Source organism: Mesorhizobium sp. M6A.T.Ce.TU.016.01.1.1 (assembly GCF_003997065.1).
GTDB classification, from domain to species: Bacteria; Pseudomonadota; Alphaproteobacteria; order Rhizobiales; family Rhizobiaceae; genus Mesorhizobium; species Mesorhizobium mediterraneum.
Window position 1 is genome coordinate 1 of sequence record NZ_RZTJ01000066.1, and the last position, 3,414, is coordinate 3,414.

Genomic DNA, 3,414 nt, shown 5'->3' on the forward strand with positions numbered 1-3,414 from the left:
ATGCCGATGTCCGAATTCATCCCCGGCCGGTCTTTCCGGCGGGGTTGCTTCGGTCCGAACCGGCGGCTGGCCCCTTCAAGGCCGCTATCGCGCCGCGGAGCGGCCGGAACCCGCCGATCTCGGCAAGGCCGGCCCGCGTCCCGCGCAGGGACCAGTGAAGGACTGGCCCCCGCTTTTCCGCAAGCCGACCTCGCTCGCCTGGCAGGTCCCGGACCCTGAAGCGTCCAGCTTCCGCCGGTTCCTTTCGACCGCACCCGCAGGGAAGACCGGCAAGGGCCGGATCAATCACCTGAAGGGCATCGCTAGAAAGGAAAGCTCAATGTCCAGTTCAACCCGCTCCACCAGGACCAAGGCCCGCGTCGTCCAGCTCCGCAAGGGCACGACACTCGAAATGGTCCGGCTCTGCTGCCCGGACGGCCATCAGGCCACGCTCATCTCCGAAAGCTTCGGTCTTCCCATCGTCGACAGCGACGGCATACGCGAATTCCACGAGCGCAGCCTGATCGATGGCGCCGACACACTCTCCGAGGGACTTTCCGACAAGGCGATGCAGATCCACCTGCAGAGGGTCGTCGGCTCCTACGTCGGCTCCGCCTATGGAGCAGGCCAGTTCTATTCGAAGGCCGTCACCGAGGCCAAGGACGCCACAGCCAGGCTCGCCAACGACACCCGCGACGAGGACCTCGACGGTCCTGTCGGTTTCGACAGCAATGCACAGCGCAAGCGCGAGTTCGCCGCCGACATGGGCCTTCAGGCACATGCCCTGCGCATGGCGGCCGAGGGCGCCGTCGCCGCCTACGAGCACATCGTCGGCGAGAGCTGGAGGCCCTACGAGCGACAGGTCGAGAACCCCGGCCAGGGCGTCAGCCGGCAGGCGGCCGATCTGCAGATGGCGGCTCTGGGCTGACTGCCACCGGGCGGAGCTTCGGCTCCGCCCGGCCTTCTTCGTACGACGGGTTTTGCGACAAACTCATGTGACGTAGCAAGTCCCAGGATCAGCGCGGCTCTTGAGCTTTGCTCCAGACGGACAAGCCGCCAACGCAGACCGCAATGGCGAAGCCGCACACCATGTAGAGGGTTGCCTCCGAGGCTCCGGGCACCATTGTCGGCAGCAGGTATATCGCAAGGCCAAACCCACTCGTAAGCAGGGTCGTGAAGGCTTGCACGCGGCCGATCATCGTGGTGTCCACGACTGTCAGAAGATGGCCATTGGCTGCCGCTCGGGCCACGTTCCAGAGCATGCCGGCGACGCAATAAAGAACAACGGCGACTGCCGGAGTTGTAGCCAGGGAGAACAGAATCAAGGAGGCGCCCGCGGCAATCAGGATTGTCGGCGTAAGATTTCTGAGGCGTTCGGCAATTGCCGCAATGCCGACAACCGCCAATGCGAGCATTCCGGCGGCAGCAGCTGTCATCTCGAGCAGGCCGAACAGTCCGCTGTCTCCGCTGAGTGATCGGGTCACAAAACCTGGAAGAAGCAGATTGGTGATCTGGATCACGGCAAAGGCCAGGCCGACAGTTACCGCCGCGGAGAGGCTGTGGGGGTTGTTGAGCAAATAGCTCAGCGCCTGCCTCGAAGCGGGAATGAGGCTGAGCCGCTGCGACGTTTGAACATTGCCGCTATGCGACGTGATCACCTTCAGCATGGGAAGACAGGCCAGCGCCACCAGTGCGAACAACAGGGCAGACATGGGACTGCCGAGCCTGTCGATGGCAAGTCCGGCAGCACCTGTTCCGATCGCTATGCCAGCCTGATTAAAGAGGGAGAGCCGAAGGGCGAATCCCATGCGCTGGGCTTCTGGGACAATCGCCTGCAAAATACCACTCAACGATCCCGCCAAAAGCGCGAACCCGAAGGCTCCCAGTACACCGGAAACGATGAGAAGCACTGGCGACAGAGATTCTGCGACAAATCCGGTGGGAGCGAGAAGGAGCAACCCTAAGGCCCTGATCATCTGCCCCGCCACCGTCACGGTCCGCCGATCGTGCCGATCGACCAGATGACCCGCGACCGGCGCAAGCAACAGACCCGCCACACTGGATGAAAGCAACACCAGTCCCACCAGCCGAGAGCCGCCCCCATGGAAAGCTATCCAGGCAGGCAGAACGATTCCCACACCAACGATGAAGAAAGAAGCGCACGAAAATGCAATGAATAGCGGTCGTTCAAAAGCTCTCACGCGGTATTCCAGCCCTGATCAACATTGCTGCGCCTGGCACCCGATTCGGTAGCAGGCACCCTGGCCCAAAAAGCAATAGATGAGAAAAAGCAGGCAGACCACCTGATGCGGCCGTGCCAACCGCGGTCGTCACGAATGTTGGTCCTGCTCCGGTCCTCGTTCCGCGAAACGGCTTCGCCGTCCTCCACTAACGTTGCGGCCCTCAAGCGACGTGTCCCTTTTATCCGATTGCTCTTCTGCGGGTTCGCGGACCTGCGGTCCTGCGCTGTCGGACCTCGTGACGGCCGCGATTGGCGCGGCCTCGAATGGAGGTCCGGAAAATGGACAGGAAGAGCAACAAATCCCGCGTCGATATCTACGCGAAGATCACCGACCGCATCGTCGCGGAGATGGAAAAGGGCGTGCGTCCGTGGGTGAAGCCGTGGAGCGCGGCGAACACCACGGGGCGTATCACGCGCCCGCTGCGCCACAATGGATTGCCGTATCAGGGGATCAATACCCTGCTTCTCTGGTCGGAGGCGGTTTCGAGGGGTTTTGTTTCCCCAACCTGGATGACGTTCAAGCAGAGCGTCGAGCTGGGCGGTCATGTCCGCAAAGGCGAGACCGGCTCGATGGTTGTCTATGCCAGCCGCATCGTACGCACCGAAACCGATGCCCATGGCGAAGAGGTCGAGCGCGGGATCCCGTTCCTCAAGGCCTATACGGTGTTTTGTGCCGACCAGATCGACGGCTTGCCCGCGCAGTATTACGGCAATCCCGCGCCGGTTTCCGATCCGGTGGAGCGGATCGAACATGCGGATGCCTTCTTCGCAAATACCGGGGCCGTCATCCGCCACGGTGGCGACAAGGCGTATTTCCATCCGGCTCTCGATGTTGTGCAAATGCCGCCGTTCGAGAGTTTCCGCGACGGGGCCGGCTACTATGCGACCCTCGGACACGAAATGACCCATTGGGTCGGGTCGGAAAGGCGGCTGGATCGCAACCTCTCCCGTTACCACAAGGATCGCGAGTTCCGGGCCCACGAAGAGCTCGTGGCCGACCTCGGCGGCTGCTTTTTAGCAGCTGACCTCGGCATCGTGCCAGAGCTCGAGCCGCGGCCGGATCATGCCAGCTACCTGGCAAGCTGGCTCGAAATTCTCAAGAACGAGAAGCGCTTCATCTTTGCCGCGGCGGCCCATGCCCAGCGTGCGGTCAACTATCTGCATGACCTCCAGCCGAATGCGACACAGATCGC

The 3,414-nt window shown here is 62.4% G+C and carries 3 protein-coding genes; 2 read left to right on the top strand and 1 reads right to left on the bottom strand.

Going from position 1 to position 3,414, the window contains the following annotated elements; genetic code table 11:
- Window positions 1-319: 319 nt before the first annotated feature.
- The gene (locus tag EOC94_RS33070; RefSeq protein WP_127295818.1) at window positions 320-907 is read left to right on the top strand and encodes a hypothetical protein; all 588 of its coding nucleotides are present in this window, start codon (window positions 320-322) and stop codon (window positions 905-907) included.
- Window positions 908-995: 88 nt separating this feature from the next.
- On the opposite strand, the gene EOC94_RS33075 is transcribed toward EOC94_RS33070, so the two are convergent.
- Window positions 996-2,180: an MFS transporter gene (locus EOC94_RS33075; RefSeq protein ID WP_127295814.1), complete on the bottom strand. Its 1,185-nt coding sequence runs from the start codon at window positions 2,178-2,180 to the stop codon at window positions 996-998.
- A 320-nt stretch (window positions 2,181-2,500) separates the two neighbouring features.
- Here EOC94_RS33075 and EOC94_RS33080 point away from each other — a divergent pair.
- The coding region (locus tag EOC94_RS33080; protein ID WP_127295816.1) for a zincin-like metallopeptidase domain-containing protein at window positions 2,501-3,414 on the top strand (914 nt) is incomplete at its 3' end.